Source organism: Methylibium sp. T29, assembly GCF_000576205.1.
In the GTDB taxonomy this organism is placed as follows: Bacteria; Pseudomonadota; Gammaproteobacteria; order Burkholderiales; family Burkholderiaceae_C; genus Methylibium; species Methylibium petroleiphilum.
In genome coordinates, this window is sequence record NZ_AZND01000322.1 from 1 (window position 1) to 3167 (window position 3167).

At 70.9% G+C, this 3167-nt stretch carries 3 protein-coding genes and 1 pseudogene; 1 reads left to right on the top strand and 3 read right to left on the bottom strand.

Translation table 11 applies throughout. The annotated features are described in order from the left end of the window. Window positions 1-297, bottom strand: a 297-nt coding sequence (locus x551_RS20195) for a helix-turn-helix domain-containing protein (RefSeq protein WP_152543612.1), incomplete at its 3' end; no start/stop codon positions are given. A gap of 75 nt (window positions 298-372) precedes the next feature. Here x551_RS20195 and x551_RS20200 point away from each other — a divergent pair. Beyond that, window positions 373-2001 (top strand): 4-hydroxyphenylacetate 3-hydroxylase N-terminal domain-containing protein, encoded by a 1629-nt coding sequence (locus tag x551_RS20200; protein WP_036235488.1) that lies wholly within the window; start codon window positions 373-375, stop codon window positions 1999-2001. Between the two features lie 10 nt (window positions 2002-2011). On the opposite strand, the pseudogene x551_RS20205 reads toward x551_RS20200, so the two are convergent. Together x551_RS20205 and x551_RS27965 are read right to left on the bottom strand one after the other, a co-directional pair. Then, window positions 2012-2991, bottom strand: a pseudogene (locus x551_RS20205) (MDR family oxidoreductase). 47 nt (window positions 2992-3038) lie between these two features. Continuing rightward, entirely contained in the window at window positions 3039-3161 is a 123-nt protein-coding gene (locus x551_RS27965; RefSeq protein ID WP_256364001.1) for a TetR family transcriptional regulator C-terminal domain-containing protein, read from the bottom strand. Between the last annotated feature and the right edge of the window lie 6 nt (window positions 3162-3167).

Consider the following 3167-nt stretch of genomic DNA (forward strand, 5'->3'; position numbering starts at 1 on the left):
GGCCGGCTCGCCCCGCCGCGCCGCGCCAGGCCGGGCCGCAGCCACGGCCTGGTTCAGGCGCTCCAGCGATTCGCCGAGCAGCGCGCCGTACATCTCCTCCTTGCTCGCGAAGTAGCTGTAGATCGCGCCCGGCGTGTAGCCGGCGCGGCGGGCGATCTCGCGCACGCTCGCGCGCTCGAGCCCGAGCTCGAAGAAGGCGGCCCGTGCGGCATCGAGCACCAGCGCGCGGCGTGCATCGGCCACGGCGCGCTGGCGCATCCCGCGCTCGGCGCTGGGCAGGGTGGTTGATTTCGGCATCGCTCGAATATACAGTTGATCAATTCTTTGAACACTGTTCAATTTTCCAAACCAACACCGCGAAGACCTGCCGCCATGAACGCTCCGACCTCCATCGCCCCGCCGGCTCGCCCGGCCACCCTGATGTCCGGCGCCGACTACCGCGACTCGCTGCGCCGCTACAAGCCGACGGTCTACGTCGACGGCCAGTTGGTCGACTCGGTGGCCGACGCGCCGTCGCTGCGCCCCGGCGTCAACGCCCTCGCCTACACCTACGACTTCGCCCGCGACCCGGCGATGGCGCCGCTGGCGCTGGCCGTGCAGTCGAGCCGCGGCTTCACCGTGAACCGCATGGCCCACATCAACGAGTCGGCCGGCGACCTGCTCAACAAGCTGGAGGCGGTGCGCCTGCTGTGTCAGGAGACCGGTTGCGCGCAGCGCTACCTGATGCACGACGCGCTGAACGGCATCGCCCAGGTCAGCGCGCGCCTGGACGACGCCAAGGGCAGTACCGAGCACCGCGCCCGCTTCCAGGCTTACCTGGCGCGCGTGCAGGACGAGGACCTGAGCCTCGGCGTCGCGATGACCGACGCCAAGGGCGACCGCAGCAAGCGTCCGCATCAGCAGGCCAACCCCGACACCTATGTGCACGTGGTCGAGCGCAACGGCAAGGGCATCGTGATCTCGGGCACCAAGGCCATCGTGACCGGCGCGCCCTACATGCACGAGCTGCTGGTCATGCCGGGGCGCAACATGGGCGCCGAGGATGCCGACTTCGCCGTCTGCTGCGCGGTGCCGATCGACGCGCCGGGCATGACGCTGGTGTCGCGCCCCGCGGGCCGGCCGGGCGACAAGCTCGAGCACGGCGCGGCGCTGTTCTCGCGCCGCTATGGCCAAGCCACCGCGGTGGTGATCTTCGACCGCGTGTTCGTTCCCTGGGAGCGCGTGTTCTATGCCGGCCAGGACGGCGAGTGGGAGCACAGCGGCGTGCTGACCTACAGCTACGCCACCCACCACCGCCACAGCTGCATCGCCGCGCGCGCCGGCTTCGGCGACCTGCTGATCGGCGCCGGCGCGCTGATGTGCGAGGCCAACGGCTTCGACCCCGGCGAGAAGAGCAACCTGCGCGAGCCGATGGTCGAACTGATCAAGATCACCGAGGGCTTCTTCGCCTGCGGCGTGGCCGCCAGTGTGTACGGCACGGCCGATCCGTACAGCGGCAGCTTCATGCCCGAGCCGGTGTTCAGCAACATCGGCAAGCTGCTGATGTCGACCCAGATCTACGACATGCACCGCCTGGCGCACGAGGTCTCGGGCGGCCTGATCGTCGCGCTGCCCGGCCCCGACGAGGACCACAACCCGGCCACCGCCGCCACGCTGTCCGAGGTGCTGCGCGCCAACCCGACAGTGCCCTACGACAAGCGCATCGAGGTCGCGCGTTTCATCGAGGACCTGACCGCCTCCTACCAGGGCGGCTGGTATTCGGTGATCAGCCTGCACGGCGGCGGCTCGCCGGCCGCGCTGAAGCAGGAGATCTGGCGCAACTACCCGGTGGGCAGCAAGGTGGAGCTGGTCGAGCGGCTGCTCGACCGCGGCGTGCTGCATGACGAGACGCGCGCGATCACGCGGAACCGCCAGCCGGGCCGCTGCTGCGACACCGGCTGCACCGTGCCGGGCCAGCCGGTGATGGTGGCGCTGCCGGAGTCGACGCGAAAGCAGGACTGAGCGTCCGCACTCAGCCCTGCGTGCGCACCACGATGCGGCCACGCACCTCGCCCCGCATCAAGCGGGCGGCGGCGTCGATGGCTTCGTCCAGGCCGATCTCGGTGGTCATCGACTGCAGCAGCGCGGGGTCCAGATCCTTCGCGAGGCGCGCCCAGGCCTGCTGGCGCAACGCCAGCGGCGCCATCACGCTGTCCACGCCGAGCAGCGCCACGCTGCGCAGGATGAAGGGCATCACCGTGCCCGGCAGGTCGGCGCCCTGCGCCAGGCCGCAGGCGGTCACGGCACCGCCGTAGCGCGTCTGGGCGCAGGCGTTGACGAGCGTGTGGCTGCCCACCGCATCGACCACGGCGGCCCAGCGTTCGGTCTGCAGCGGCTTGCCCGGGGCGCTCAGCTCGGCGCGGTCGATCACCGACTCGGCCCGAGTTGCTTCAGGTAGTCGGCCTCGCTGGCCTTGCCGGTGGCTGCGACGACGCGATGGCCCAGCTTGTGCAGCAACGCCACGGCGACCGAGCCCACGCCGCCGGTCGCGCCGGTCACCAGCACCTCGCCGTCGCCGGCCTGGATGCCATGGCGCTCGAGCGCCAGCACGCTCAGCATCGCGGTGTAGCCGGCCGTGCCGATTGCCATCGCCTGCCGGGGCGTGAAGGCATCGGGCAGGCGCACCAGCCAGTCGCCCTTGAGCCGCGCCTTGCCGGCCAGGCAGCCCTTGTGGACCTCGGCGACGCCGAAGCCGTTGAGCACCACGCGGTCGCCGGCCTTCCAGGCGGGGTGGCGGCTCTCGATCACGGTGCCGGCGCCGTCGATGCCGGCGACCATCGGCCAGCTGCGCACCACCGGCAGGCGGTTGGTGATCGCCAGGCCGTCCTTGTAGTTGAGGGTGGAGTAGTCGATCGCCACCGTGACATCGCCGTCCGGCAGGAAGCTGTCGTCGACCTCGCGCACCTCGGCGCGAAAACCCTCGCTCTTGTCGAGCACCAAAGCCTTGAACATGTTCGCGTCTCCTCGTGAGTGGATGGTCGGGGTCGGTACTTGGCGGCTCAGTCGGGGGCGACGAGCCGTCGGAAATCGGCAATGGCGGCCTCCAGCGGCGCGCCGTCACGCGCCAGGCGGGCACGCAGCACGGCCCCTTCCCAGGCCGCCCAGAAGCCGCGCGCGGCCAGCGCGGG

Coding starts and splice junctions, on each gene's coding strand:
- x551_RS20200 (WP_036235488.1), top strand. CDS start 373: ATGAACGCTCCGACCTCCATCGCCCCGCCGGCTCGCCCGGCCACCCTG.